We start from the raw sequence: 25,193 nt of genomic DNA on the forward strand, positions 1-25,193 counted from the left end.
CACCCCATTGCACCCCGCCGTGGGGGGCGCATGTATATGGGAATTGCCAACCGTTATTTAAATGCGGCGAAGCGACGTGGAAGAGTGGGCCTCTGTTCACGATCCCCTCGGAGGCCGCCCGCTCATGTCCATCGCCCGCTCCACGCCGTCGCGCAAGCTTGTCGGCGCCACTGCATTGTCTGCCTTGCTCCTGCTGGCCGCTCCGCTCGCCTTCTCGGCGGAGGAGGTGGCGTCGCCGCTGCGCACTTACCTGGCCGCCAAGCGCGCGGCGATCCAGGAACAGTCCGCGAAACCCGGTGCGCCTACCGCAATCCACGGGAAGGTCACCGCCGAAAGCCGCTCGGGCGTGCGCCGTCTGCGCATCGGGCCGACAGGCGAGTTCCAGTACATCAGCGACAGCGGCCGCAACTACGCCGGTTACAACCTCGGTGCCGGCTCGTGGGATTCGCTGGTCGGTACGCTGGCCAGCGCGGTGGCCGACGAGTACATCGTGCAGGCGGCCGTGCAGAATGTGCCGCTGGATGGCCTGGACGTGGTGTTCACCAGCATTCCCGAGCGCAAGAGCGAGAGCCTTGCGTATCCGAACAATCTTTCCTACGTGGCCTACATCGATTCGCCGGCCACCGACGCGCAGCTCCAGGCGCTCAAGCGCGCCGTGCACGAGAATTCCTCGGCCATTGATCTGGTCACTCGACCCCAACAGGTCAGCCACGCCGACGTGGAGTACATCCACAGTGCATCGGTACGCGACCCAACATTGCCGCCAGGCCTGCGCGACTTCATCACCGAAGAGAAGCGCCCGGCGGTGCTCGCCAGGCAGGTGAAGCCGGCCGCGGGCAAGGAAAAGCCGGCCGCGCCGGAAACCTTGGTCGCCCGCGCCCACGTCGAGCCGCGCACCGGTCTGCGTCGCGTGTTCCTGGGCAAGGATGGCTACCACCAGCAACTGCATGACAGCGCGCCTGGTCTGCTGGGCTATGGGCTGGCCCCGACGGTGGAAGAGCACCTACTCGGCGTGACCGGCACCTGCCTGACCCACATCTTCGAGGTGCAGGCAGCATCGCGGAACGTGCTGCTGGATTCGCTGGAGCTGACCGTCGATGGCCAGGTGAGTCCCCGCTTCGGCAGCAATGTCCGGTCACCCGCCAGGTACAGCGGCATCCGTTACAAGGTGCGGATCGAGTCACCCGCCTCGGAGCAGGAGATCGACGCGCTGCGCCAGTCCGTCGAGGCCACGTGCCCGCTGTACAACCTGGTCAAGGACGAGCAGAAGCTGGAAGGCAGCATCGTGCGGGGGGCATATGCAGACGCCGCGCAGTAAGCGCCAGCCTGTTCGCTCCGCCCAGTACGCCAATCGTTGGCGGCGCAGTCACCTGGCCCTCGCCCTGTGCACGCTGCTTGCCCCGGCAGTGGCGGCTGCGGAAACCGCAGAGGAGGCAGAATCCGCCGAGGCGGCGGAGGATACCGACGACGCGGCCTCGCGGGCGCAGGGTTCCAGCGCACGGACGCTGGACAAGGTCTCCGTGCTCGGCTCGCAGATCGCCGGGGGCGGCGCGCAGGCCGCACTGCCGGTGGTCGCCGTGGACCGCGAACAGATCGATTCCACCGTTGCCACCAACGGCAACGAGCTGTTCCGCAGCCTGCCGCAGTTTGGCGATGTTGCCGTCACCGAGAAGGGCACGACCAACGCCGGCCGGAATTCCAACGTGGCGCGTGGTGATGTGGGTTCCATCAACCTGCGCAACCTGGGCTCGAAGTACACGCTGCTGCTGGTCAATGGCCGCCGCACCGTGCAGCATCCGATCAGCAACAGCGGCGACGACACGACATACAACGCCAATGCCATCCCGGTCTTCGGCCTGGAGCGCGTCAACCTGCTGCTGGACGGTGCGGCCTCCATCTATGGCTCCGATGCAGTCGCGGGCGTGGTCGATCTTGTGATGCCGAGCAACCTCCAGGATGGCGGCGGCATCCGGCTCAACTACGGCGAAGTAACGGATGGCCACCGCGAAGAGGTCTCGCTGGACGGGTACTTCGGCAGCGACTTCAGCGAGGGGCGCGGCAACGTCTCGGTGCTCTACGGATTCTCCAGACGGAGCGCGCAGCTCAATTCGGATGCCTGGTTCACCGCCACCGATGGTCGCCGTCCGTTGGGTGATGGCACCAGTGTGCCGGACCCGAACGGGACCACCGGCTTCAGCACGCGAACGCCGTGGGGGCATTTCGATACCTATGCCGGCAGCCGCCGCACGGGCAGCTGGTACGTCAACCCCACCACCGGTGCATTGACCTCCGGCACGGTGCCCACGCGCTATCACTACGATTCGGCGGCCGAGCCGGGCATCACCACGTCACCGGCCATCCGCAAGGGCAACGTGTTTGCCAGCGGCCGCTTCGACGTCAACGACAGCGTGCAGCTGTTCGGTGAGCTGGGCTATTACCGCGCCACCTCCGAGTCCTGGGTGAGCAGCGAATCGGGTTTCGGTGGCGATGGTTTCCTGCTGCATATCCGCCCGGACGCGTACTGGGTTCCGCAAGCGCTGCGCGGTGCCGATGCGATCCGGCTGCTCAACTACCAGTTCGCCGATTCGGGCATCCGCCGGGTGAAGGTGGACAACGACCAGTCGCGGGTCCTGCTGGGCGTACGCGGCTGGACCGAGGGTGGCTGGAACTGGGAAACGGCGTTGCTGTATTCGCGCGCGCGCAGCACCGACACCCAGCAGGGCGGGCTGACCGATGCCTTCATCGAAGCGGTGAACCGCACCGATGCCAGCGCCTACAATCCGTTCAGTGGCGGCGACCCCACCAGCATCCGGGTGGGGGATGCCACGCCCTACGACACAGCGTCATTCATCGGCGAGGCGACGCGCGAAGGCACCACGGAACTGGCGCTGTGGGACTTCAAGGTGAACCGCTCCGACCTGCTGACCTGGTATGCAGGCGACATCGGCATGGCGGCGGGGGTGGAATACCGCTATGAAAGCCGCCGGGACGACCGCGACGAGAACATCGATGGCAGCAACCCCTATACCGACTGGTATACCGGCACGGTCGCGGCCAGCAACTTCTTCACCCACAGCCCGCGGCCGGATGTGCACGGCAGCCGCAACGTCACATCGGCGTTGATCGAATTCGCCTTGCCGCTGGTGTCTCCGGCACAGGGCATCCCGCTGGTGCAGTCGCTGGACCTGCAGATTGCCGGCCGCTGGGAGGATTACAGCGATGCCGGCAAAGTCGGCAAGCCGAAACTGGCGGCGGCCTGGAAGGTGGTGGACAGCCTGCTGCTGCGCGGCTCGGTGAGTGGCGGCTTCCGCGCACCGGGACTGGAGCTGGTCAACTCACCCCCGACCTATGGCTTTGGCTTCAACAACGACGCGGTCCGCTGCCATGCATTGGTCACCAAGGGCGCGCAGCCGGATTACAGCGCCTGCTTGAATGCCTTCAGCAGCGGTTCGTCGGTGAAACCGTCGGTGAGCGCCGTGACCTCGTACGGCGACGACGTCAAACCGGAAACCACCCGGCAATCGTCGTGGGGCGTGGTGTTCGAGCCGCAGTTCCTGCCCGGGGGGCTGGGGGCGATCAGCCTGAGCGTGGATGCGTGGCGCGTGCAGGTGGAGAACCCCATCAGCACCATGGGCGAGGAACTGCTGTATGACGCCTACCTGCGCGTGGTGGAAGGCAGCAGCAACCCGAACGTGGTGCGCGCGGCGGTGACGGCGGAGGATATCGCGCAGTTTGAAGGCTCCGGCCTGGCACCGGCAGGCGTGGTGACGCACATCTACAACCGTTACCAGAATCGCCGGCCGCTCACCGCGTCGGGCGTGGACTACAACGTCGCCTGGCGCCTGCCGGATAGGGCGTGGGGCACTGTCTCGTTGCTGGTCAGTGCCAGCCAGCTCAAGGAGTACACCCAGCAGAAACCGGCCGAGATCCAGCAGGTGGCTGCGGCCATCGCCAGCGGGCAGCTGAACATCCTCGTGCCCGACCTGGGGGCGGCCAACGAGGTGGGCATCAACGGCGCGAAGCCGGAATGGCGGGCCAGCGCGACCTTGATCTGGAACCTGCAGGACTGGACGGTGCGGCTGCGCGATGACTACATCGACAGCGTGACCGCCGGCGCCTACGCCGACCGCACGCCGTTCGTGGTCGGCTCCACGCAGCGCTGGGCGCTGTCGGTGAAGAAGGAATTCAACCGCGGTCGGCTCAGCGGAACCGCGGTGGAAGTGGGCGCCCGCAACCTGTTCGACAAAGCGCCGCCGCTCAACGCCACCGGCGGCTACCTGAGTGCGCTGCACGAATCCTACGGGCGCTACCTCCATCTCGGCATTTCCAAGAACTGGTGAACACCATGAAGACGCACGCAGTTGTCTCGCTGTGCCTGGTCACTCTGGTTGCGGCCGCCTGCAGCCCGCAGGATCAGGCCACAGGGGTGCCATCCGCATCCGCGGCCGCAGCCGCGGCGCTGCAGTTCCAGGACCAACACACGCAGTGGGTACGTCAACGCAGCGCGGACCTGAGCAAGCCGGATGGCTGGACCAGCCTGATCGGGCTGCACTGGATCGAAGCAGGCAAGCGCAGCGTGGGTGGGGGCGCGGACAATGCGATCCGCCTGTCCATCGCGCCGGATCGACTGGGCGAGGCGGAGCAGCGCGCCGATGGCCTGTACTTCCAGGTCGCAGAGGGCGTACCCATTACGGTTGACGGCAAGCCGGTACAGGGCGAAGTCCGCCTGGATCCAGAGGGGGCAGGCGGTGGAACCAAGCTGGCCTATGACGAAGGCAAGGGCCAGATCACCGCGATCAAGCGCGGTCAGCGCCTTGCCCTGCGCGTGCGCCACGCGGACGCGCCGGCACGGCGGGACTTCGCAGGCCTGGATTTCTTCCCGGCCGATGAAGCCTGGCGCGTGCAGGCGCGGTTCGTTCCGCACCCGGCCGGGAGGACGCTTCCCATCGTCAACGTGCTTGGCGAGGTCGCTGACACTCCCAATCCTGGCTACGTGCTGTTCGAGAAAGACGGCCGCCAGTGGCGGTTGGAAGCCCTGGGCGACCCGGCCAAAGGCTTGAACCTGATGTTCCAGGACCAGAGCACCGGCAGGCTGACCTATGGGGTAGGACGCTATCTGCACACCGATCCGGTCGCGGCGGACGGTACGGTCAGTCTGGACTTCAACCGCGCCTACAACCCGCCCTGCGCGTACACGGACTTCGCCACCTGCCCGCTGCCGCCGCCGGAGAACCGCCTGGTCCAGCAGGACGGCAACGGTCAACGCACGCGGCTGGCGGTGCTGGCCGGCGAGAAGAAGTACGCGGCGGCCAACCACTGACCGGCCTGGAGGATCGCGCCAATGGCTGCCGGCTGAACAGGTCCTCCGGCGTTGACGCGGCATCGACGCGTTTTCACGGGAGTTTCCATGGTGGGCGCAGACACTTGCCGCACGCCATGAAGCGAGGAGCCAACCATGAATCTCTCTACCCGAAACGTGCTGTGTGCAGCTGCCCTGATGGCATCGGTGTTCAGCGCCAGCGCCCAGACCTACGGGCCGAAGGACGAAGGGCGCCGCTTCAATGACGGCACCAAGGTGGTCTGCAAAAACGTCGAAGTGCAGCGCAACAGCAAGGACCCGAACCGCATTGCCGGTACTGCCACCGGTGCGGTGGTGGGTGGCCTGCTGGGCAACCAGGTCGGCGGCGGCAGCGGCAAGAAGATCGCCACCGTGGCGGGCGCGGTGGCCGGCGGCGCGGCCGGTCGTCAGATCCAGGGCAACCACCAGAACAAGAGCGGCGACCGCGTGGTGGAGCGTCAGTGCTATCGACGCTGATGCGAACGCATTGAATGCGCGGTAAGTGATACGGAAGGGCTGGCCAGTGGGCCAGCCCTTTTTTCGTCAGCGCGTCGGCGGGTAGCCCGCAATCGTCCGCGCGCCGGTGATGATCATGCGCAGCATCTGCGCGGTCTGCTCGATCATTTCCGGATCGCGATCCGGTGGCTGGTCCAGCGCGGTGCCGCCCATGGCGAACACCAACCGGGTGATTGCCTTGGCCACCAGGTGCGGCTCATGCAGCACGGCGCCGTTGTCTGCATGGGCCAGGCGGATCAGGTCCACACAAAGCTCTTCTTCGAAATAGTTCAGTTCGCGCTCGACGGCCTGTTTGAAGGCGTCCGACCCGGCGCTGCCTTCGCGCAGCAGCACGTGCAGCAGCCGGTCATCGGCGCGCAGCTGCTCGAAAAACGTTTCCACCGAGAGGCGAATGACACTCCGGTCGGACGATGCCGCGCGCTGCCGCGATTCACCGATGATGGTGCGCAGCGAACGGCCGGCCAGGTCGATGAGGGCCACGGTCAGCTCGTCCATGTCGCGGAATTGGCGATAGAACGAATTCGGGGCGATGCCGGCTTCGCGCGCGACCTCGCGCAGGCTGAGCGTCGACACGCTGCGGTGCGGTCCGATGAGCGTCAGGGCCGCCGCCAGCAGATCCTCGCGGGAAATGGAGGCTTTGCGGGCCGGAAGGGCGTCGTCGTGGGCAGTCAGGGGCAGATCGGGCGGAGTCATCCAGGAGCCAGACGGTCAAGTCCCTGAATCATAGCCGGTAACGGCAATATACAACTGTATACACAGCTGTATGCTCGGCCGTATAGTGGGGTCATGAGCGCACTCCCTCGTCCTGCCGCCGCCCGCCGTTCCGCCCTCTCGCCCCGCCAGTGGGTGTCCGAGGAACTGTTCGATTTCTGGGCCGGCCACGTGCATCCGCTGTGGACCCTGCGGCGCCCCCGCGCAACGCTGGTGTCGCGCCATGCCGCCAGCGCCGACGCGGTGACCCTGGTGCTGCGCCCGAACCGTCATTTCCGCGGCGTGACGGCAGGCCAGCACGTCAATCTGGGCGTGGAAGTGGATGGCCGCCGCCTCACCCGCAGCTACAGCCCGACGCTGCTGGACGATGGCTGCCTGGCGATCACGATCAAGGCCGTACACGGCGGCAAGGTCAGCCAGTACCTCGCGCAGCAGGCACCGCTGGGCGTGGTGGTCGAGCTGGGCCAGGCGTTTGGCGAGATGACCCTGCCGGCCACGCTGCCCGCGCGCCTGCTGTTGCTGGCCGCCGGCAGCGGCATCACCCCGATGCGTGCCCTGCTGCGCCAGCTGGACCAGGCGGGCATGCCGGCGCGGGTCGACCTGGTGTACTGGGCGCAGCAGCGTGACGCGCTGTGTTTCGCCGAGGAATTCAGCGCCATCGCCGCGCGCCATCCAGGCTTCACGCTGCATCTGGCCCTGACCCGTGATCCGGTTGCACCGGCCGCGCGGGTGGATGGCTACGACTTCCGTGCGCTGGGCGCGCTGGCCGATGCGCAGGTCATGGCCTGCGGTCCCGGTGGGTTCGTGGACGCGGCGCGCGCACGGCTGGACGGGCAGGTGGCCGCGCTGCAGTTCGAAGCCTTCACGCCACCGGTGCTGCCCGATGCCGAGACCGGTACGGTCCGGGTCGAGCTGCGCCGCAGTGGCCGCACCCTGGAACTGCCCCGTGGTACCTCGCTGCTGCAGGCGCTGGAGGCCGAAGGCCTGCGCCCGGCCAGCGGGTGCCGGATGGGCATCTGCAATACCTGCGTGTGCGGCAAGGCCAGTGGCGTGACCCGCCACACCTTGACCGGCGAGTACGCGGCCGAACCGGCCACGCAAGTGAAGCTGTGCGTGAACAGCGCCAGCACCGACCTGATTCTGGAGCTCTGAGCATGTCTTCCGTGCAGAACCGCGTGTTGTCCGCCACCGAACTCGCCTCGTTCGGCAATGAACTCGACGCCTTGCGTGCGCGCCAGCTGGAAACGCTGGGCACGGACGATGCGCGGTACATCCGCCGCGTCGTGGCCGGCGTGCGCTGGACCGGCGTGGCCGGCCGCGCGCTGCTGTTCCTGGGTGCCTTCGTGCACAGCGTGCTCATTCCCGCGTGGATCGCCGGCGTGGCGCTGCTGGCGCTGTCCAAGATCCTGGAGAACATGGAGCTGGCGCACAACGTCATCCACGGCCAGTACGACTGGATGGGCGACCCGCAGCTGCAGGGCAGCACCTACGAATGGGACATCGCCGGGACCTCGGACAACTGGCGCAAGACCCACAACTTCCGCCATCACACCTATACCAACGTGCGCGGGCTGGACGACGACATCGGCTACGGCCTGCTGCGCATCTTCCCCGAGCAGCGCTGGCGCCCGTTCTACCTGATGCAGCCGGTGGTGGCGGTGGTGTTCGCGCTGCTGTTCGAATGGGGCATTGCGATCCAGGACCTGCGCGTCGGCCGCCTGTTCGCGGGCAAGATCACCCTGCGACAGCTGCTGGCGCAGGCGCGTCCGGTGGGCCGCAAGATGGGCACGCAGGTGCTCAAGGACTACGTGCTGTTCCCGGCGCTGGCCGGCCCGTTCTTCCTGCCGGTGCTGCTGGGCAACGTGGTTGCCAACGTGATCCGCAACGTGTGGACCTACGTGGTGATCTTCTGCGGCCACTTCACCGCCGACGCGGAGACCTTCCCCAAGGACTGCGTGCGCGATGAGACCCGCGGCCACTGGTACCTGCGCCAGCTGCGCGGCTCGTCGAACATCGCCGGCGGCAAGGTGCTGAACCTAATGACCGGCAACCTCAGCCACCAGATCGAGCATCATTTCTTCCCTGACGTGCCGGCCAACCGCTACGCGGCCATCGCCGTGGAAGTGAAGGCGATCTGCGCGCGCTACGGCCAGCACTACAACACCGGCTCGCTGCCGAAGCAGTTCGGCCAGGTGATGTGGCGGATCGTGCGCCATGCGTTCCCGAGCCGCCCGGCACGGGTGCGGGCGGCATTGGTCACCGCCGAACAGCAGGCGTAGAACCACGCCCTGCGCGGCCGAACGCCGTGCCGGCGGTAGCGGAGCACCCCTTGCGTCGGCTGTACTTCAGTCGCCTTCGCCCATCTGGCCTTCGGCCAGCGGCACCCTCGAACCATCGAGCAGGCCGCGGCTGAGCGCACCGTCTTCGATGAACAGCAGTTCGCCGTTCTCGCCGTCCTTGATGCTGCTGTCGATGGCGATGATGCGGTCGCCATGGAAGCGGCTCACATGCGGCATCGAGGTATGGCCGACCACGATGCGCTTCAGCGCCAGCTGCTTGAGCAGCGCATCGATCTGGGCGGTGTCCATGCGGCCGTCGAAGTAGCCGCGGAACCAGATCGGGCTGGTTTTGCCGTCGAACAGACGCGCGGTGTCCGGCGCGGCCTTGACCTGGTCCTTGGGCAGTCCGAGCGATGCCTGGTAGAGACTGTTGGTGGCCTCCAGGCCACGCACCAGGTCCAGGTTTTCCGGCGCGATGCCCCCGTGCAGGAACAGCGTGTCGCCGATCTGCAGCAGCACCGGGCGCGTGCGCAGCCACTGGCCAACCACCGAATCGGCGCCATACAGCGCCGGGTAGCTGCGGCCGAGCAGCTGCGCGCTCTTGAGGTACTTTGGGTTGACGTAACGCAGGTCATCGTAGAACACCATCGTCTCGTGGTTGCCGAGCACGAAGTGCACCGCGCCGCCGGCCGCCGTGGCCTGCTGCTGCAGGCTGTACAGCAGCCAGAATGCCTCGGTCACCTGCGGGCCACGATCGAACACATCGCCGGCCACCACCAAGGTGGCATCGCCCAGGGACCAGCGGTCCCCGCTGTCGATGACGTGGTGGGCGCGCAGCAGTGTGACCAGCAGGCCGTACTGGCCGTGGATGTCCGACAGCGCCACGATGCGTGGCGTGGCCGGGTAGCGTGCGACTGCGGCCTGCTGCGGCGCGGTCACCGTCAGCGGATGCGGGTAGCCGCACTCGGGCAGCACCACGGTGCTGTCGCCGCGCGCGGGCAGGTCGCGTTCCACCACATGGTCATTGCAGATCCACTGCGCCTGGTGGCCCTTGGGGGTCATGAACACATAGGGGCCATCGGCGTCGACGTGCTCGGCCGGTGCCGGAACCTCGCGGGCAGAGGCAAGCAGGGGAAGCAGGACAAGCCCTGCCAGGATCAGGCGGACGGCGGCGGAACGGGAACGCAGCGGCATTAGAGACTTCCAGCGGAACGGGGCAGGCGGCGATACGCCGCCCACTCGATCCTACCCGCCGGCGGCAGGCGCCGGAATGCCCCATTGGTCAGCCCATCATGCGCAGTCTGGCGGCCACGACAGACGACCATTGGCGTAGCGCCACGCCCTGCGTGGCTGCCCTCAGAAATGGGCCCGCAGGTTGAACAACACCCGCCGCGGCTCGCCCCAGTACCCCGAATTGAAGAATCCGACATTCCGGTAATACACCTTGTCGAACAGGTTGGTCACCGTCACCCCCACGCTCACGTTGTCGGTGATCCGGTAACGCCCCATCAGGTCGAACAGCACATAGCCGCCCTGGCGCATCTTGCCGGTGGCGGTGATCGGCGCCCCGGCAGCGGTGTAACGACCGGTTGGGATCGGCTGCATCTGGTAGATCTCGCTCTGCACGCTGAAGCCGCCGCCGACCATCCACTTGCCGTGGCGCCAGGTGGTGTTGAAGCGCGCCAGCTGCATGGGGCTGGTGCTGGCGAAGCGGCTGCCGTCCGGGTTGGTGCTATAGGCGTAAGTGTATCCGCCGGTCATGCTCCAGGTGTCGGTGATCGAGCCGGACAGCTCGAATTCGGCGCCGTTGGTTTCGATACCCTTGCTGGCGATGTAGGGCACGCTGCCATCGGGCAGCACGACGTCGGCGCCGGCCGGATCGCGCGTGGCCACGTTGTCCTGCTTCATGTAGAAGCCGTTGAGCGCGCCGTACAGACGGCCGCCGAAGAATTCGCCCTTGAAACCGTACTCGTAGTTGCTGCCCGTCACCGGATCCAGCAGCTGGTTGTCGATGTCGCGCAGCGCGGTGGCCTGGAACACGTCCGAGTAACTGGCGAATGCCGAGATGTTCGCGCTGAGGTCGTAGATCGCACCCAGGTACGGTGTCGGCTCATGTGCGGTGGTGCGCGCGCTGCGACCGGTGAAGTTGCCGTTGACGTCGAACGTGTCGGTGGAACTCTTGTAGTCCGAGTAGCGCACGCCGGCAATGACCTTGAGCGGGTCGATCGGGTTCAGGCGCACGGCGGCGTAGTAGCCGGTTTCGGTGGTAGTGGTGGTGCTGGAGGGAATGCCGTAGTTGAACGTCGTCGGCTTGCCGATGGTGCCGTCCCAGCTGAAGATGCTGGGGAAGGCCGCCACGTTGTACGGGCGGGAGGTGATGCCGGCGCGGATCGTGTCCAGGTCGCGGTCGTAATGGTTCACGCCCACCACCAGCTCATGCTGGCGGCCGAACAGCGGGAACGGCCCCGACGCGTACAGGTCGAAGGCATCTTCGCGGGTTTCGGACACCGAGTAGGTATCGGCGATGCGCAGGCCCAGGCCGGTGACCGGGTTGGCCCAGTTGCCGGTGTTGGAGCCGGCCAGCAGCAGGCTGTCGGTGTCGGTGTTGCGGCGGTTGTAGGCCAGACGGCCGCTCCAGCCGGCACCGAACTGTTGTTCGAGGGTCAGGAAGTAATTGGTGCTTTCGCGGTTCCATTCGTTCCAGCGCGCCCCGGCGCTGTAGGAACGCGGCATGCTCGCGGTGCTCCCGTCGCGGAAGTACAGCGGCGAGGCGCTCCAGGCGCCGCCGTCGGATTCGGTCTTGAGATGATCGATGCCGGCGCGCAGGCGGGTGCTGTCGGAGAGGTCGGCTTCGATCACCCCGTACAGGCTGGGGGAGGTGTCATGCTGGAAACGCACCCAGCTTTCCTTGTCGGTGTAGGCCCCGACGAAGCGGCCGCGCACGCGCCCGCTGCCGGTCAGTGGCCCGGAGACGTCTACTTCGCCACGCCTGTAGTCCCACGACCCGGCGCTGAGGCTGGTGCTGGCCTGGAACGTGTCGGTGGGACGCTTGCGCACCATGTTGACCGTGGCCGAGGGATTGCCCGAGCCGGTCACCAGTCCGCTGGCACCGCGCACGATCTCGATGCGTTCGTAGATCGAGGTGTCGCTGAGGATCGAGTTGCCGCCTGCGCCGGTGGTGTAGTTGGTCGGCACGCCGTCGAACATGAAGTTGTTGATCGCAAAGCCACGCGCGGTGAACAGGGTGCGGTTGCTGTCGTACGACTGCACGGTCACGCCCGGGGTCTGCTGCAGCACTTCGGCAATGGTGATGAGGTTGAAATCCTCGATGCGCTGGCGGGTGAACACCGTGAGCGACTGCGGGGTTTCGCGCAGGGTCAGCGGCAGCTTGGTGGCGGTGTTGGTGCCGTACACCTGGTAGCCCTCGGTGCGCTGGGTGACCAGCACCTTGTCCAGCTCGGTGGTCGTCGGGGTGTCGCCGTCCGGCGTGGCGATCGATTGGGCCCACGCCAGCGAGGGTGCGGTGGCGGCCAGTGCCAGGCACAGGGCAAGGGTGTTCCGGCGCGGGGCGCCAGCGATGGAGAAGCGGGACATGGGAAAGCCTCGTTAGCAGCGAAGATCAGGCATCGGGCGCGCGGGATGCGGCGGGGCGTGGCGACGGTCGCGCCGTGGGCGCGGTCCGGTAGCTCAGCCAGAGCAGGGGCAGGGCGGCACCGGCGGCGAGAAGGCCGCAGCCGGTGATGACGCCATAGGCGATGCCCCAGGCGCCGATGCTGCAGGCCACGGCGGCGGTCAGTGCGATCCAGCCGAGCAGCCGCAGCCGGCGGCGGTGCGTCAGCGCAGGGGCGGCACCGAACACATCCCGGTGGTGGCGTTCCATGGCCAGCGACAGGCACAGGAAGCCGAGCAGCGACAGCAGCAGGGCAAGCACGGTCATGCGCCGGGCCCGGTCGCGGTGGCTGCGCTGGCGCGTGGCGCACGCACGCGGCGCGGCGCCGGTACATGCCGGCTCACCTTGCGCGCGGCCCACAGCAGGCCCGCACCGATCAGCAGCAGGCCGACATCGATGCCGCCCTTGGCCAGGTCGGCTGCGGCAAACGCCGCGAACATGCCGCCGTGCCAGGCCGCGACGTTGAACACCGGCAGCAGTACGGCGAGCACGCCGGCACAGGCGAGCTGTTCCACCCACGCGCGGCGCGGCAGCCGCAGCGTGGCATGCAGCAGGCACAACGCCCACGCGGCGAAGAACACGCTGATCTCAGCCTTGGAGCGTTGCTCCAGTGCGGTCGGCAGCAGCCGGTTGCCCCACAGAAACGCGAGCATCGCCACCGGCAGGCCGGCCACGAAGCCGATGTTGAGGCGCTCGACAATGCGGAAGCCCAAGTGCGGCCTGCCGGGGTCAGGCAGCTGTTCGCGCCGTTTCACCGTCCACAGCACCAGCCCGGTGGCCACCATCAGCGTGCCGGCCACGCCGGACAGGAAGAACAGCCAGCGCATCGCCGTGGGGGCGAAACGGGCGGCGTGCATGCCGATCATGCCATCGCGGGTGTAGACCGTGGCCGAGCGTGGCAAGGGGCCGCCCAGTAGCGCGCCGCGCGCGTCGAAGCGCAGCGGTTCGCCGTTGTCGGCAATGCGGTCGCCACTGTCGCGGCGCAGGGTGATGCGCATCGCTGTATCGCCGGGCTGGTCGACCACCACGGATGCGGCATGGCCTTCGCCCCACTGGCGCGCGGCCACTGGCAGCAGGGCCGCCAGCACCGGTGGCGTGGCGGCCTGGCCCACCGGCTCGACCTTGGCCTCGCGCGGGAACAGCTCGGCGAAGAACGCATCGCGCCCGCCGAAGTTGGCGTCCACTGCCCACGGCATGTACACCGTCATCAGCGTGATCAGGCCGGTGTAGGTGATCATCAGGTGGAACGGCAGCGACAGCACCGCCAGTGCGTTGTGCCCATCCAGCCAGCTGCGCTGGCCCTTGGCCCGGCGCAGAGTGAAGAAGTCGGCGAAGATTTTCTTGTGGGTGATCACGCCGCTGACGATCGCCACCAGCATGAACATCGTGCAGAAGCACACGAACCACCGCGCCCAGATGACCGGCACGTAGTGCAGGTCGAAATGCAGGCGGTAGAAGAAATCGCCGCCGCGCGTGTCGCGCGCCTCCACCGGGGTGCCGTTGGCGTCCAGGGTGGCCTGCCATGGATTGGGCTGGCCGCGCTTCGGCTCGGGGACATCCTTCGGCTGCCAGCGCACCGCGGTGGCGTTGTTGCGGCTGCCGGGCAGTTCGATGGACCAGCGCGTGGCATCCGGTGCGGTGCGCGCCAGGAAGGCCTGCGCCTGTTCCAGCGCGATTCCGGTACTGGCCGGCACGGTCAGTTCCGGCTGCATCCAGCGGGTCAGTTCCACCCGCCAGTAGCTGGCGGTGCCGGCGATGAAGATCAGGTACAGCACCCAGCCGACGACCAGCCCCGACCAGGTGTGCAGCACCGCCTGCGACTGACGGAAGCCCTGGCTCATGCCACGCTCCCGGCCAGCAGGCTGGACACCGCCATGCCCAGGCAGGCCGCCAGCGCCAGCCCGACCGCCGAACGCGCCACGCTGCGCGCGGCGTAGGCCCAGATCGCGGCCAGCGTGTAGATCACGAACGAGGCCATGGTGGCCACCAGCGCGGCATCGGCCAGGCTGCCCGGCAGCAGGCGCGCGAGCGCGGCAGCCCAGGTCGCCGCGACCGTATAGCCGCCCACCAGCGCCAACCCACCTCGCGCCCACAGCACGCCGTTGCCGTGCTTGCGGGCTGGCGTGCGGCGACGCGGAGCGCCAACCGGAGGGGACGGGGAGGAGGAGGACGTCAGGTGGGGCATCGCGGCTGTCGAGGGTACGGCGCGGTAACTGAGAATCACTATTATTTGCCGTTGCGGGTCCCATCGAATCCCTCGATCGAGGGATGCGCTGCACGCGGCCTTGTGCCAGCGGGATTTTCGGTCGCTACTGCCCCGGGCAGGGCGCTGCGGCCGGTGTGGACTGCAATGTTATAAACGGCGTAATAGTCTCCCCGGCGGGGGCGCAGTAGGCTTGCCCATTGCACAGGAGCTGTTGCCAATGGGTCACGACCACGATCACCTGCCGAGCGAGATCCGCCACGAGAAACCGTTGTGGTGGGCGCTGGGCCTCACCACCCTGTTCCTGGTGGTGGAAGTAGCCGGTGCGTTCTGGACCAACAGTCTGGCGCTGCTGTCCGATGCGGCGCACATGGCCACCGATACGCTGGCGCTGATGATCGCGCTGGTCGCGGTGCGGTTGAGCCGGCGCCCGCCCGATGCGCGGCGCACCTATGGGTATGCGCGGCTGGAAGCGCTGGGCGCGATGGTCAATGGCGGCATGTTGTTCGTAGTGGCCGCCTACATTCTGTGGGAGGCCGTGGCGCGCTTCCGCCAGCCGCAGGAAATCGCCTCCACCGGCATGCTGGTCATCGCCGCGTTCGGGCTGCTGATCAATCTGATCTCGATGCGGTTGCTGCGTGCGGGCAGTGGCGAGAGCCTCAACGTCAAGGGCGCCTACCTGGAAGTGTGGGCGGACATGCTGGGTTCGGTGGCGGTGATCATCGGCGCGTTGCTGATCCGCTGGACCGGCTGGAAGGTGATCGACCCGATCCTGGCGGTGCTGATCGGGCTGTGGGTGCTGCCGCGCACGTGGGTGCTGATGCGTGAGGCGATCAACGTGCTGCTGGAAGGCGTGCCCAAGGGCATCCAGGTGGAGGCAGTGCGTGCACGGCTGTGTGCGCATGAAGGCGTGCGCGATGTGCACGACCTGCACGTGTGGGCGCTGGCCTCCAGCACACCGGCGCTGACCGCGCATGTGGTGATCGCTGACGGGGTGGATGCGGACGGGCTGCGTCGGCGGCTGGGCAGCGCCTTGCATGAGGACTTTGACATCGACCATGTGACGCTGCAGATCGAAGCCGAGCATTGCGGCGACGATTGTGCTGACGGCAGCGCCTCGGCCTCGCACGGGCAGCATGAGCACGAACACGACCACGAGCACGACCACGCCGCGCATGGTCATGCCCATGCGCGCGTCCACGAGCCGCGCCGCAGTGGGCCGGATGCGCAGGGTCATCACGGTCATCCGCATCCCTGAACCGGCAACGGCGGTCGGGCGGGGCAGGGCCGGCGGGGTTGCCGCTACAATGCAGGTCTGCCTTGCCCTCTCGGAGAAACCGCAGTGACCCGGAAACTCGTACTGTTGCGCCACGGCCAGAGCCAGTGGAACCTGGACAACCGCTTCACCGGCTGGGTGGACGTGGAACTGACCGAACAGGGCCGCCGCGAGGCCGCCGCCGCTGGCCGCCTGATGCGTGAGGAAGGCCTGCAGTTCGATGTGGCGCACACGTCGGTGCTCAAGCGCGCCATCCACACGCTGCAGGGCGCGTTGGCCGAGCTGGACCAGGACTGGCTGCCGGTGAGCAAGAGCTGGCGCCTGAACGAGCGTCATTACGGTGGCCTGCAGGGCTTGGACAAGGCGGAGACCGCTGCGAAGCACGGCGAGGACCAGGTCAAGATCTGGCGCCGTTCGTATGACATCCCGCCGCCGGCGATGGACCGCGACGACCCGGGCCACCCGATCCACGACCGTCGCTATTCGACGCTGGACCGCAATGCGTTGCCGGGCACGGAGTCGCTGGCGACCACGCTGGAACGCGTGCTGCCGTACTGGTTCGATGCGATCGCGCCGCAGCTGAAGGACGGCAAGACGGTGCTGGTCACCGCGCACGGCAATTCGCTGCGCGCGCTGTACAAGTACCTCAACAACGTTTCGCAGGAAGCCATCCTGGAGCTCAACATTCCGACCGGCATTCCGTTGCTGTTCGAGCTCAACGACGACCTGGCCGTGCAGTCGTTCCGCTACCTGGGCGACCCGGAAGCGGCGCGCAAGGCGGCCGAGGCTGTGGCGAATCAGGGCAAGGCGAAGTAATTCTGTGGATTGCCTGGTTGCTTGATTGCGTAGAGCCGGGCCCTGCCCGGCTGCTGCTGCATTCCGCAGACAGCCGCAGGCTGAGTCGATCCTCGGTTGGGCGGAACGGTGCGGGTTCGCGGGACACGCCGTGAATCCGTCCATGGAGGCTTGTAGAAAACTTGCTCGTGTACGCAATCCTGCGTACACGGCAAGACCTGGGTTGGGCGTCCTGCCCAACCCGCCCGGCGCATGCGCCGGGCCCATGTTTTCTACAGTCCCGCAAACCCGCCCCGTCCCACCTTCGATAGCGCGTCGGTGGCCATGGGAGATCAAGGGCGTGGTCGATCATTTCCATGCGTTACGGGACGTTGATTTGTCCACGGCGGTCGTTTGGGAACCAACCTACAGCCGTCGGCCGTCTGCCGTTGGTCATCCGGCATGTGACATCCGGCATCTGACATCCACCATCCGGGCCGCGTAGGGGCACGCCATGCGTGTCTGCTCTTTCCACCCGCATGCCGCCTCCCCACCTCGTAACAACTGATACGCCACCGCTTTCCGCGCGAAACCAAACACAAGCCTGTGACCTTTGGCCGGTCCCGATGGCGCGCACCCGCGCTACGCTCGCAGATTGCCCGCATTCCGGGCACTGCATCCATCTGTAGCCGGAGAGTCGAATGAAGTTGTCCAAGCTGGCCCCGCTGGGCCTCACCGTCGCCATCGCCGCGTCGCTGGCGTCGTGCGGCAAGACCGAGACCGCTCCGGCGGCCGCAACCGCCGAGGCCAAGCCGGCCTTTGATCTCTCGCAGATCAAGACCCCGCTGATCGCCCTCAACAGCGCCGATCTGGACCCGGCGATCGCCGCGTGTACCGACCTCAATGGCTACGTCAACAGCAGCTGGCTCAAGGCCAACCCGGTGCCGAACGACCAGACCACCTGGGGCAGCTTCGAAATCCTGCGCGAGCGCTCGCTGGAAGTGCAGCACGCGCTGGTCCAGCAGGCCGCCGCCAGCCAGGCCAAGGCCGGCTCGGTGGAAGCCAAGATCGGCGACATCTGGAAGACCGGTTCGGATGAAGCGAAGATCGAAGCGGCCGGCATCGCACCGCTGCAGCCGCAGCTGGACAAGATCGCCGCGCTGAACAACACCGCCGCCATCACCCAGTACCTGCGCGACACCCAGGCACAGGGCCAGGGCGTGCTGTTCTCGCTGTCCGCCAATGCCGATTACAAGGATTCGGCCAACGTCATCGCCTACGTCGGCCAGGGCGGTCTGGGCCTGCCCGAGAAGGGCTATTACTTCGACGCATCGCAGGCCAAGATCCGTGAGGCCTATGTGGCCTACATCGCGCAGGCGCTGACCCTGTCCGGCGTGGATGCCGCGCAGGCCAAGACCCAGGCGCAGGCGGTGATGGACTTCGAGACCCGCCTCGCCAAGGCCTCGCTGTCGCGCATCGAACTGCGTGACCCGGCCAAGCGCTACAACCCGGTCAGCGCCGCTGAAGCGGACAAGCTGACCCCGAACTTCAGCTGGACCGCGCTGTTCGACACCCTGAAGGTGCCGGCCGCGCAGAAGTTCTCGCTGGCCCAGCCGGCCTTCTTCGGCGAAGTGGACACGATGCTCACCGAGGTGCCGGCCTCCACCTGGCAGGCCTACCTGCGCTTCCACACCCTCGACGACGCCGCCCCGTACCTGAGCAGCGCGTTCGAGAAGGCCAACTTCGACTTCTACGGCACCACCCTGCGTGGCCAGAAGGAGATGCAGCCGCGTTGGAAGCGCGTGCTGGAATCGGTCAACGGCGCCATCGGCGAAGGCCTGGGCCAGCTGTACGTGGACGCGGTGTTCCCGGCCGAGTCCAAGGTGCAGATGCAGCACCTGGTGGAGAACCTCTCGGTGGCGCTGAAGGCGCGCCTGGAGAAGCTGGAATGGATGGGTGAGGACACCCGCAGGAAGGCGCTGGAGAAGTGGGCCAGCTTCACCCCGAAGATCGGCTACCCGGACAAGTGGCGCGACTGGTCGGGCTTTGAGACCAACGCCGACAGCTACCTGGGCAACATGCAGGCCGCGCGCGCGTTCAACTACCGCTACCTGTTGAACAAGATCGGCAAGCCGGTGGACAAGACCGAGTGGGGCATGACCCCGCAGACGGTCAACGCCTACTACAACGCCACCAAGAACGAGATCGTGTTCCCCGCGGCGATCCTGCAGTCACCGTTCTTCGACGCCAAGGCCGATCCGGCGCTGAACTACGGCGGCATCGGCGCGGTGATCGGCCACGAGATGATGCACGGCTACGACGACTCGGGCAGCCAGTTCGCCGCCAACGGCAACTTCGACAACTGGTGGACCGACAGCGACCGCAGCGCCTTCACCCAGCGCACCGATCAGCTGGTCGCGCAGTTCGACGGCTATGAATCCCTGCCGGGCGTGAACGTGAAGGGCAAGCTGACCCTGGGCGAGAACATCGGCGACCTGGGCGGCCTGACCGTGGCCTACGATGCGCTGCAGATGGCGCTGAAGGAGAATCCCAAGCTCAACGTGCCGGTGGATGGCCACAGCCAGGACCAGCGCTTCTTCATGAACTGGGCCACCGTGTGGCGCCGCAACTTCACCGACGGCGAACTGCGCGTGCGCCTCAACACCGACCCGCACGCCCCGGCGAACTTCCGTGCCAACGGTGCGCCGTCGAACATGCCGTCGTTCGCGCAGGCGTTCGAGTGCAAGGCCGGCGACGCGATGGTGCGTGCCGACGACAAGCGCGTGGTGATCTGGTAAGTCAGCGCAACCGATGGAACTGGAAAGGCCCGGCAATTGCCGGGCCTTTTCGTTACCACCTCAGGCAGGACATTTCAGGTACTGCGTCAGTGTGGTCTTCCACGCATCGGCCGGCTTGAAGTCCGGCATCAGCCCGCCACCCGTGCCGGTGAAGTTCGACATGCCGTGCGACAGCATGTAGGTGGGCGTGTACGTCGGCGGACCAATGCGCTTGACGTCTTTGCAGATGCCCGCGACGTAGGCCGGCGCTTTGTCCGGCGCAAGTTGTGCTTTCAGCGCGGTGTCGAAGCGGACCAGTGTCTCTTCATCCATGGCACTGCCAGCGGCCATCTTCATTGCCTGGTAGACGCCATGCGCGGACTGGTCGGCCACGCGCTGGCGATCGAAGTGGGCGAACACCCCGGAGATGTTGTACAGGTCGATGGCGTCCTGGGTACGCCCCTCCTGCACGCAGCGGGGTAGGGCGGCCATCATCGCCGCAGGCGTGACGGCGGCGGTGATCTCGGCGCGGGACAGACAGGCCGGTGCGGCCTGGGTGCTGTCCTGGCGGGCGTGGACGGCGGAGGTCAGGCTGAGCAGCAGCAGCCCGAGCGGGGCCGCATGGCAAAGACGTCCTTTCATGGGTAAATCTCCTGGGAGGCGGTGACGGCCACAGGGGCCGACGACTAGAATCCCGGGATTGGCGCGGCGGCGCAAGCTCAGCTGACGCTTCCGGTTTCACCGGCGACCGCGCCGGGGGGGCGGCGCGGGGTGGAGGCGGGGGTCAGCCCGGGGCGAGCGTGGCAAGCAGGGCCTTGGCCGCGTTGAAGCGGTCTTCGGGCAGCGGCAGCGGGTGCTTGATGCGCAGCTTGTCGGGTCCGTCCATGGTGTACAGCTTGGGCTGCTTCTGGATCATCTGGATCACCGACATGGGGTCGATGCGCGGCTTGGCCTCGAACACGATGCGGCCGCCGTTCTCACCCAGTTCCAGCTTGCGGATGCCAAGTTCGTTGGCCTGCAGCTTGAGCTCGGCCACCGCGAACAGATGCTTGGCCGGATCGGGCAGCAGCCCGAAGCGGTCGATCATCTCCACCTGCAGTTCGCGCAGCTGGTCGCTGTCGCGCGCGCTGCTGATGCGCTTGTACAGGGTCAGGCGGGTGTGCACGTCGGGCAGGTAGTCATCGGGGATCAACGCCGGCACGTGCAGTTCCACTTCGGCACCGCGCGCTTCTTCGCCGGCATCGAGGTCGGGCAGGTTGCCCAGCCGGATGCTGCGCACCGCGCGTTCGAGCAGTTCGGTGTACAGGCTGAAGCCGACCTCGGCCATCTGGCCGCTCTGATCCTCGCCCAGCAGTTCGCCGGCGCCGCGGATTTCCAGGTCGTGCGTGGCCAGCGTGAAGCCGGCACCGAGCTCGTCCATCGAGGCGATGGCCTCCAGGCGCTTCTCCGCGTCCGGCGTCATCGACCGCTTGTCCGGTACCACCAGGTACGCATACGCGCGATGGTGCGAACGGCCCACGCGCCCGCGCAGCTGGTGCAGCTGGGCCAGGCCGAAGCGGTCGGCGCGGTTGATGATGATGGTATTGGCGTTGGGGATGTCGATGCCCGATTCGATGATCGTGGTCGACAACAGCACGTTGTAGCGCTGCTTCTGGAAGTCCAGCATCACCCGTTCCAGCTCGCGCTCGGGCATCTGCCCGTGGGCGATGCCGATGCGCGCTTCCGGCACCAGCTCGGCCAGGTCGCGCTGCATGCGGCCGATGCTTTCCACGTCGTTGTGCAGGAAATACAGCTGGCCGCCACGCGCCAGTTCGCGCTGGAACGCTTCGCGCAGCAGCGCGTTGTCCCAGGCGGTGATGAAGGTCTGCACCGCCAGCCGGTTCGGCGGCGGGGTGGCGATGATCGACAGGTCGCGCAGGCCGGCCATGGCCATGTTGAGCGTGCGCGGGATCGGCGTGGCGGTCAGGGTCAGCAGGTGCACGTTGGCGCGCATCGCCTTGAGTGCCTCCTTCTGGCGCACACCGAAGCGCTGCTCCTCGTCCACCACGACCAGGCCCAGGTCCTTGAACTTCACGTCCGGCTGCAGCAGGCGGTGGGTGCCGATGATGACGTCGATGGTGCCGGCGGCGACCTTCTCCAGCTCGGCCTTGATCTCCTTGGTGCTCTTGAAGCGTGACAGCACTTCCACCCGGAGCGGCCAGTCGGCGAAGCGGTCGCGGAAGTTGCGGTAATGCTGCTCGGCCAGCAGCGTGGTCGGCACCAGGACGGCGACCTGCTTGCCCGCGCTGGCGGCGGCGAACGCGGCGCGGACGGCGACCTCGGTCTTGCCGAAGCCGACGTCGCCGCAGACCACGCGGTCCATCGGCTGGCTGCTGGCCAGGTCGCGCAGAGTGGCGTCGATCGCGGCCAGCTGGTCGGGGGTTTCCTCGAAGGGGAAGCCCGCCGCGAACGGCTCGTACATTGCCCGGTCCACATGCAGCGCCAGGCCGGCGCGCGCGCGGCGGCGGGCCTGGATCTCCAGCAGTTCGGCCGCTACGTCGCGGACCTTTTCCGCGGCGCGGCGCTTGGCCTTGCTCCACTGCTCGCCGCCCAGCGAATGCAGCGGAGCGGTTTCCGGCGAGGCGCCGGAGTAGCGGCTGATCAGGTGCAGCTGGGCGACCGGCACATACAGGCGGTCGCCCTTGGCGTATTCGATCTCCAGGAACTCGCCCGGCATTCCGCCGGCGTCGAGCACGATCAGGCCGCGGTAGCGTCCCACGCCATGGTCTTCATGGACGATCGGCGCACCTTCGGTCAGCTCGCCCAGGTCACGGATGATCGCTTCCGGCTCGCGCCCGGCGCGGCGACTGCGGCGGGTCTGGCCGGCGCGTTCGGGGAACAGCTGGCGCTCGGTGAGCACGGCCAGCGCCGGCGCCTCCAGCGCGAAGCCATCTTCCAGCGGTGCCACGGTGATGGCGAAGCGCAGCGCCGGGTCGGCCAGGAAGGTCGGCAGGTCGGCGACCACCGGCGGTTTCAGCTCCGCCGACAGCAGCACTTCCAGCAATGCCTCGCGGCGGCCCGGTGAGTCCGCGGCGATCAGCACCCGGCCCGGGTAATGGCCCAGGAACGACTTCAGCGCCTCGCCGGCCGGTGCATCGCGTGCGGCCACCGGCAGCGGCGGCAGCGGCTGGTCGCCCAGCGGCTGTGCTTCGGCCACGCGCGGATGCTCGGCGTTCCACACTTCCACGCGCGGCAGGGTGTTCAACCGCGCGCTCAGTGCTTCCGGGCTGAGGTACAGCTCGGTGGGCGACAGCAGCGGCCGCTCCACGTCGTGCCGGCGCTGCTCGTAACGGTTCTGGGTCTGCGCCCAGAACGAGGCGGCGGCTTCGCCGACACCGGGCGCGATCACCGGCAGTGCGTTGGGCTGCAGGTAGTCGAACAGCGTGGCGGTCTGGTCGAAGAACAGCGGCAGGTAGTACTCGACACCGGCCGGTGCCAGGCCGGCCTTCAGATCCTGGTAGAGCGCGCTGCGCCGGGTGTCGACGTCGAAGCGCTCACGCAGGGTGGCCATCACCCGCGACACGCTCAGCTCGTCGAGGGGCACTTCGCGGCCGGGCAGCATGCGCACCGCGTCGACCTTGTCCAGCGAGCGCTGGCTTTCCGGGTCGAAGGCGCGGATCGAATCGATGTCCTCGTCCAGCAGCTCCACCCGCAGCGGTGCCTCGGCGCCCATCGGGAACACATCGAGCAGGCCGCCGCGGACGGCGAAATCACCCGGGTCCATCACCTGCGGCACGTTGCGGTACGCGGCGGCCTCGAGGCGGCGCTTTTCCGCGTCCAGGTCCAGGCGCTGGCCGACCTTCAGGTCGAAGCTGCCGCCGATGATGTACTTGAGCGGCGCCAGCTGCTGCAGCAGCGTCTGTACCGGTACCACCACGATGCCCCGGCGCAGCGTTGGCAGCTGGTGCAGTGCGGCCAGGCGCTGGGAAATGATGTCCGGGTGCGGGCTGAAGGCGTCGTACGGCAGCGTTTCCCAGTCCGGGAACGCCACCACCGGAAGGTCCGACGCGCTGCCCAGCAGGGTGCGCAGGTCGGCTTCGATCTGATTGGCGCCGTGGTTGTCGCGTGCGATGACCAGCAGCGGCCCGTCATGGGTGTCCGCCGCGCGTGCGACGTACCACGCCAGCGCAGTGGCCGAGGCGGGAGCGCGCCACCAGGCGCGGAGCTGGCCGGAACGGGGCAGCGGCGGAGCGGGGTATGAGGTGCGAGACATGAACCGCAAATTTTAGCAGACCGTGCGGTACCGCTGGCCGCTGGCCGGCAACCCCGCGTGCCGCCGGGCAGGGCCCGGCGCTACGAATCCAGCTCGAGCACCATGCGCACCAGGCCCGGCGTGCCCTGCGGATGCGGCACCGGCTTGAAGCCCAGCGATGCGGCGAGCTGCTTCATGGGTTCGTTTTCTTCGGCCACGTCGCCGTACAGGCGATCCAGGTACTTGCCGCGCGCCCACTTGACCAGCTTGCGCATCAACTGGCGACCCAGACCCTGGCCGACCAGGAAGCGGCTGACCAGGATGGCGTACTCGGCTTCGCGGGTGCCCTGGATCATCGACGCACGTGCGACGGCGCCGACCACGGCCTCACCGGCCGGGTGCGACGACTCGGCGGCCACCAGCGTGATCTCGCTCTTGGGATTGGGATGGGTCAGGCGCTGCGCGGTTTCTGCCGACAGCTCGGTGACCGACTGCAGGAAACGGTCGCGGATTTCCTCCGGGCCGAACAGGCTGAAGGCAGCCTGCAACGGTCCGACGTCTTCCGGACGGATCGGACGGATCAGCAGCTCATGGCCGCTGGGTGCCTTGAAGATTTCGTGCCAGGGCGGCATGCGGTTACGGGTAGCCATACCGGTGATTCCTTGGTGGTCTTCGGATTCTCGCATCCCAGGGGGCGCGTTCCGTGAACGAAACACTCACACCGCTCTGTCATGCCCGGACAGGGCGGCAGGCGGTGGGGCGGGTTCCGCAGGCGCGACTTACTCGGCCTGCTTGAGCCATTGCAGGCGGGTGCTGGCACCGGCCTCGCCCAGGTGCTGCTTGAGCACCGGCATGGCGGGCGCCAGGACCTGGTCGAACTGCCACGGCGGATTGAGCAGCAGCATGCCACTGCCGTTGAGGCGCAGCGGTGAATCGTCCGGGCGAACCAGTAGTTCTACTGTAAGCACCGACTTGACCGGTAGTGCGCAGGCCTTGCGCAGGAAGTGCAGGATGGTGCGGCGCTGCTTGATCGGGAACCAGATGGCGAAGCTGGCCTGCGGCCAGCGCGCCAGGATCTCGCTCACGGACGCGAGGATGCGCTGGTACTCGGCATCCTGGCCCTCGTAGGGCGGGTCGATCAGGACCAGCCCGCGGCCGATCTTCACGCCGTTGGACTTGGGCGGCAACAGCGCCTTGTTCTGCGCATAGCCGTCGCCGTGATACACCCCGACCCGGGTGTCGTGGGCGAACAGGGCCTTGAGCGAGGCGGCTTCATCGTCCTGCAGTTCGCAGACCGCCATGCGGTCCTGCTCGCGCATCGTCTGGGCGCTCAGCAGCGGCGAACCGGGGTAGCTGATCATGGCCCCGACCGGATTGTCGGCCTGCACCGCCTTCAGGTAGCGCTCGACCACGGCCGG

19 protein-coding genes are annotated in these 25,193 nt (G+C 67.4%); 9 read left to right on the forward strand and 10 right to left on the reverse strand.

From position 1 onward, the window contains the following. The first annotated feature begins 124 nt into the window (after positions 1-124). From RT456_RS05745 to RT456_RS05760, 4 genes are all read left to right on the forward strand, one after another. Positions 125-1,318: an OsmC family protein gene (locus RT456_RS05745; protein ID WP_313343698.1), complete on the forward strand. Its 1,194-nt coding sequence runs from the start codon at positions 125-127 to the stop codon at positions 1,316-1,318. After that, complete coding sequence (locus tag RT456_RS05750; protein WP_313343701.1) at positions 1,299-4,340, forward strand: TonB-dependent receptor; 3,042 nt, start codon at positions 1,299-1,301, stop codon at positions 4,338-4,340. Before RT456_RS05745 ends, RT456_RS05750 begins: the two co-directional genes overlap by 20 nt. A gap of 5 nt (positions 4,341-4,345) precedes the next feature. Then, positions 4,346-5,320, forward strand: coding sequence for a DUF1684 domain-containing protein (locus RT456_RS05755; protein ID WP_313343704.1), 975 nt, complete (start codon positions 4,346-4,348; stop codon positions 5,318-5,320). A gap of 177 nt (positions 5,321-5,497) precedes the next feature. Further along, positions 5,498-5,815, forward strand: a complete 318-nt coding sequence (locus RT456_RS05760; RefSeq protein ID WP_313343771.1) for a glycine zipper 2TM domain-containing protein — start codon at positions 5,498-5,500, stop codon at positions 5,813-5,815. Between the two features lie 66 nt (positions 5,816-5,881). On the opposite strand, the gene fabR is transcribed toward RT456_RS05760, so the two are convergent. Continuing rightward, on the reverse strand, positions 5,882-6,547 hold the full coding sequence (fabR, locus tag RT456_RS05765) for an HTH-type transcriptional repressor FabR (RefSeq protein ID WP_313343707.1): 666 nt from the start codon (positions 6,545-6,547) through the stop codon (positions 5,882-5,884). 93 nt (positions 6,548-6,640) lie between these two features. Here fabR and RT456_RS05770 point away from each other — a divergent pair, with 93 nt between their 5' ends. Together RT456_RS05770 and RT456_RS05775 are read left to right on the forward strand one after the other, a co-directional pair. Continuing rightward, positions 6,641-7,717, forward strand: coding sequence for a ferredoxin reductase (locus RT456_RS05770; protein ID WP_313343710.1), 1,077 nt, complete (start codon positions 6,641-6,643; stop codon positions 7,715-7,717). A 2-nt stretch (positions 7,718-7,719) separates the two neighbouring features. Continuing rightward, positions 7,720-8,844: an acyl-CoA desaturase gene (locus tag RT456_RS05775; protein WP_313343713.1), complete on the forward strand. Its 1,125-nt coding sequence runs from the start codon at positions 7,720-7,722 to the stop codon at positions 8,842-8,844. 66 nt (positions 8,845-8,910) lie between these two features. On the opposite strand, the gene RT456_RS05780 is transcribed toward RT456_RS05775, so the two are convergent. The 5 genes from RT456_RS05780 to RT456_RS05800 form a co-directional block, all read right to left on the reverse strand. Then, a complete protein-coding gene (locus RT456_RS05780) occupies positions 8,911-10,038 on the reverse strand; it encodes a metallophosphoesterase (protein ID WP_313343715.1) in 1,128 nt (375 codons plus the stop codon). Between the two features lie 162 nt (positions 10,039-10,200). Beyond that, positions 10,201-12,438, reverse strand: coding sequence for a TonB-dependent siderophore receptor (locus tag RT456_RS05785; RefSeq protein WP_313343718.1), 2,238 nt, complete (start codon positions 12,436-12,438; stop codon positions 10,201-10,203). Between the two features lie 25 nt (positions 12,439-12,463). Next, positions 12,464-12,781 (reverse strand): DUF3325 domain-containing protein, encoded by a 318-nt coding sequence (locus RT456_RS05790; RefSeq protein WP_313343721.1) that lies wholly within the window; start codon positions 12,779-12,781, stop codon positions 12,464-12,466. Then, entirely contained in the window at positions 12,778-14,355 is a 1,578-nt protein-coding gene (locus RT456_RS05795) for a PepSY-associated TM helix domain-containing protein (RefSeq protein ID WP_313343723.1), read from the reverse strand. The genes RT456_RS05790 and RT456_RS05795 overlap by 4 nt, the downstream gene beginning before the upstream one ends. Then, a complete protein-coding gene (locus tag RT456_RS05800; RefSeq protein ID WP_313343725.1) occupies positions 14,352-14,699 on the reverse strand; it encodes a hypothetical protein in 348 nt (115 codons plus the stop codon). The genes RT456_RS05795 and RT456_RS05800 overlap by 4 nt, the downstream gene beginning before the upstream one ends. Positions 14,700-14,937: 238 nt before the next feature. Between RT456_RS05800 and RT456_RS05805 the strand changes: the two genes are divergently transcribed. From RT456_RS05805 to RT456_RS05815, 3 genes are all read left to right on the forward strand, one after another. Beyond that, a complete protein-coding gene (locus RT456_RS05805; RefSeq protein ID WP_313343728.1) occupies positions 14,938-15,975 on the forward strand; it encodes a cation diffusion facilitator family transporter in 1,038 nt (345 codons plus the stop codon). Positions 15,976-16,059: 84 nt separating this feature from the next. Continuing rightward, positions 16,060-16,809 carry a 2,3-diphosphoglycerate-dependent phosphoglycerate mutase gene (gpmA, locus tag RT456_RS05810; RefSeq protein ID WP_313343730.1) on the forward strand — a complete coding sequence of 250 codons (750 nt, stop codon included), beginning with the start codon at positions 16,060-16,062 and terminating at the stop codon, positions 16,807-16,809. A gap of 659 nt (positions 16,810-17,468) precedes the next feature. Continuing rightward, positions 17,469-19,565, forward strand: a complete 2,097-nt coding sequence (locus RT456_RS05815; RefSeq protein WP_313343733.1) for a M13-type metalloendopeptidase — start codon at positions 17,469-17,471, stop codon at positions 19,563-19,565. Positions 19,566-19,625: 60 nt separating this feature from the next. Here the strand turns inward: RT456_RS05815 and RT456_RS05820 are convergent, their stop codons facing one another. The 4 genes from RT456_RS05820 to rlmJ form a co-directional block, all read right to left on the reverse strand. Then, positions 19,626-20,186 carry a hypothetical protein gene (locus RT456_RS05820; RefSeq protein WP_313343736.1) on the reverse strand — a complete coding sequence of 187 codons (561 nt, stop codon included), beginning with the start codon at positions 20,184-20,186 and terminating at the stop codon, positions 19,626-19,628. A 142-nt stretch (positions 20,187-20,328) separates the two neighbouring features. After that, positions 20,329-23,796: a transcription-repair coupling factor gene (gene mfd / locus RT456_RS05825; protein ID WP_313343739.1), complete on the reverse strand. Its 3,468-nt coding sequence runs from the start codon at positions 23,794-23,796 to the stop codon at positions 20,329-20,331. 80 nt (positions 23,797-23,876) lie between these two features. Beyond that, positions 23,877-24,425 (reverse strand): GNAT family N-acetyltransferase, encoded by a 549-nt coding sequence (locus RT456_RS05830; protein ID WP_313343741.1) that lies wholly within the window; start codon positions 24,423-24,425, stop codon positions 23,877-23,879. 129 nt (positions 24,426-24,554) lie between these two features. Then, positions 24,555-25,193, reverse strand: a 639-nt coding sequence (gene rlmJ / locus RT456_RS05835; RefSeq protein ID WP_313343743.1) for a 23S rRNA (adenine(2030)-N(6))-methyltransferase RlmJ, incomplete at its 5' end; no start/stop codon positions are given.

Source organism: Stenotrophomonas sp., assembly GCF_032099025.1.
In the GTDB taxonomy this organism is placed as follows: Bacteria; Pseudomonadota; Gammaproteobacteria; order Xanthomonadales; family Xanthomonadaceae; genus Stenotrophomonas.

Excerpts from the sequence above, each read along its gene's own strand:
- mfd (WP_313343739.1), bottom strand. The coding sequence starts at position 23,796 with ATGTCTCGCACCTCATACCCCGCTCCGCCGCTGCCCCGTTCCGGCCAG.
- RT456_RS05755 (WP_313343704.1), top strand. The coding sequence starts at position 4,346 with ATGAAGACGCACGCAGTTGTCTCGCTGTGCCTGGTCACTCTGGTTGCG.
- RT456_RS05745 (WP_313343698.1), top strand. The coding sequence starts at position 125 with ATGTCCATCGCCCGCTCCACGCCGTCGCGCAAGCTTGTCGGCGCCACT.
- RT456_RS05770 (WP_313343710.1), top strand. The coding sequence starts at position 6,641 with ATGAGCGCACTCCCTCGTCCTGCCGCCGCCCGCCGTTCCGCCCTCTCG.
- fabR (WP_313343707.1), bottom strand. The coding sequence starts at position 6,547 with ATGACTCCGCCCGATCTGCCCCTGACTGCCCACGACGACGCCCTTCCG.
- RT456_RS05775 (WP_313343713.1), top strand. The coding sequence starts at position 7,720 with ATGTCTTCCGTGCAGAACCGCGTGTTGTCCGCCACCGAACTCGCCTCG.
- RT456_RS05750 (WP_313343701.1), top strand. The coding sequence starts at position 1,299 with ATGCAGACGCCGCGCAGTAAGCGCCAGCCTGTTCGCTCCGCCCAGTAC.
- RT456_RS05780 (WP_313343715.1), bottom strand. The coding sequence starts at position 10,038 with ATGCCGCTGCGTTCCCGTTCCGCCGCCGTCCGCCTGATCCTGGCAGGG.
- RT456_RS05760 (WP_313343771.1), top strand. The coding sequence starts at position 5,498 with ATGGCATCGGTGTTCAGCGCCAGCGCCCAGACCTACGGGCCGAAGGAC.
- RT456_RS05785 (WP_313343718.1), bottom strand. The coding sequence starts at position 12,438 with ATGTCCCGCTTCTCCATCGCTGGCGCCCCGCGCCGGAACACCCTTGCC.
- RT456_RS05820 (WP_313343736.1), bottom strand. The coding sequence starts at position 20,186 with ATGAAAGGACGTCTTTGCCATGCGGCCCCGCTCGGGCTGCTGCTGCTC.
- RT456_RS05805 (WP_313343728.1), top strand. The coding sequence starts at position 14,938 with ATGGGTCACGACCACGATCACCTGCCGAGCGAGATCCGCCACGAGAAA.
- RT456_RS05790 (WP_313343721.1), bottom strand. The coding sequence starts at position 12,781 with ATGACCGTGCTTGCCCTGCTGCTGTCGCTGCTCGGCTTCCTGTGCCTG.
- RT456_RS05800 (WP_313343725.1), bottom strand. The coding sequence starts at position 14,699 with ATGCCCCACCTGACGTCCTCCTCCTCCCCGTCCCCTCCGGTTGGCGCT.
- RT456_RS05795 (WP_313343723.1), bottom strand. The coding sequence starts at position 14,355 with ATGAGCCAGGGCTTCCGTCAGTCGCAGGCGGTGCTGCACACCTGGTCG.
- RT456_RS05830 (WP_313343741.1), bottom strand. The coding sequence starts at position 24,425 with ATGGCTACCCGTAACCGCATGCCGCCCTGGCACGAAATCTTCAAGGCA.
- RT456_RS05815 (WP_313343733.1), top strand. The coding sequence starts at position 17,469 with ATGAAGTTGTCCAAGCTGGCCCCGCTGGGCCTCACCGTCGCCATCGCC.